This is a genomic window from Mesorhizobium sp. M7D.F.Ca.US.004.03.1.1 (assembly GCF_003998635.1).
In the GTDB taxonomy this organism is placed as follows: Bacteria; Pseudomonadota; Alphaproteobacteria; order Rhizobiales; family Rhizobiaceae; genus Mesorhizobium; species Mesorhizobium loti.
In genome coordinates, this window is record NZ_RZQG01001320.1 from 1 (window position 1) to 1,209 (window position 1,209).

Annotated in this window: 2 protein-coding genes; both read right to left on the reverse strand. The window is 60.8% G+C overall.

What is annotated here, in order from left to right; genetic code table 11:
* Positions 1–397 (reverse strand): DsbA family protein (locus EN935_RS36700; RefSeq protein ID WP_164771717.1); only part of this gene is annotated, 397 nt, incomplete at its 3' end.
* Between the two features lie 17 nt (positions 398–414).
* The coding region (locus tag EN935_RS36705; protein ID WP_245489150.1) for an ABC transporter substrate-binding protein at positions 415–1,209 on the reverse strand (795 nt) is incomplete at its 5' end.

Sequence of the window (1,209 nt, forward strand, 5' to 3'; positions counted from 1 at the left end):
CGAAATTCAGCTGGAACAGCCGGCGCACAAGCCTGTTCTGCACGGCTTCGCCGGCGGCACCCGCCCAGCGGATCAGGCGGTGCGCATCCAGCGTGTTCGGCGCTACCTTGATGGTGTCGAAGGCGAAGGAGATGCCTTCGACTTCGCCGAGCGGCTCGATGCGGCCATGAATCTCGCGGATACGCTCGTCACTGCCGAACTTGGCCAGCATGTATTCGTGGCGATCCTTGCCTTGCGGCGGAATGGTCGGATCGAGCTGGAATGGCCGCCAGCGAATATGCACGTCAACATCGCCGACAGCCGCGATCGCTCTGTCGAGCCGCTTCTGCCCGATGAAGCACCATGGGCAGACCACATCGGACACCACATCGACGGTGATGGCGTTCATCTCGCTCATCTCGATCTCCTGTATCTTCAATTTGGCTTGCGCCACCAGGTCGGCAGTTGATAGCCAAATATGGGCGTCTTTTGCGGATGTTCCAGATAGTTCCAGTAAGCAATCCATTGCTGCGTGTTGTGCTGCATCGGCACCATGTAGTTGCCGGAGATCAGCAGCCGGTCGAGAACGCGAACCGCAGCGACATAATCCTCCTTCGAGCGGGCGCGCAGCATCGCTTCGATTGCCGCGTCCACCGCCGGATCGGCGACGCCGGCAAGATTGAACGAGCCTTCCGTCCTGGCCGCGGCCGAACTCCAACGCCCGGTCTGCTCGATGCCGGGCGACAGCGAATTGTTGAAGCCGCTCGATCCAACCAGGACCTCGAAATCGAAGCGCTGCTTGCGCGACTGGATCTGATCGCCGTCAAGGCTGCGAATGGTGACATTGATGCCGATCTTCTCCAGCGTGCGCTGGTAGATGCCGGCAAGGCGCTCCTCGTCCTGCGAGGCGGTCAGTATCTCGAAACCGAAAGGTTTGCCCTCGGCATCGAGCATTATCCCGTCCTGCACATGATAACCGGCGCTTTTCAAGAGATCGAAGGCTGCCTTCAGCACGCGGCGGTCCTGGCCGGATCCGTCAGTCACCGGTGGCCGATACGTGCCGTCCATGACATTGGCCGGCACGCGGCCGGGGTAGGGCGCCAGAAGCGCCTTCTCCCTGTCGTCGGCCGGATGACCGATCGCGGAAAGCTCCGAATTCTGCCAGTAACTCATCGTGCGCGTGTATTTGCCGCCAAACAGGTTCTTGTTGGCCCATTCGAAGTCGTAGAG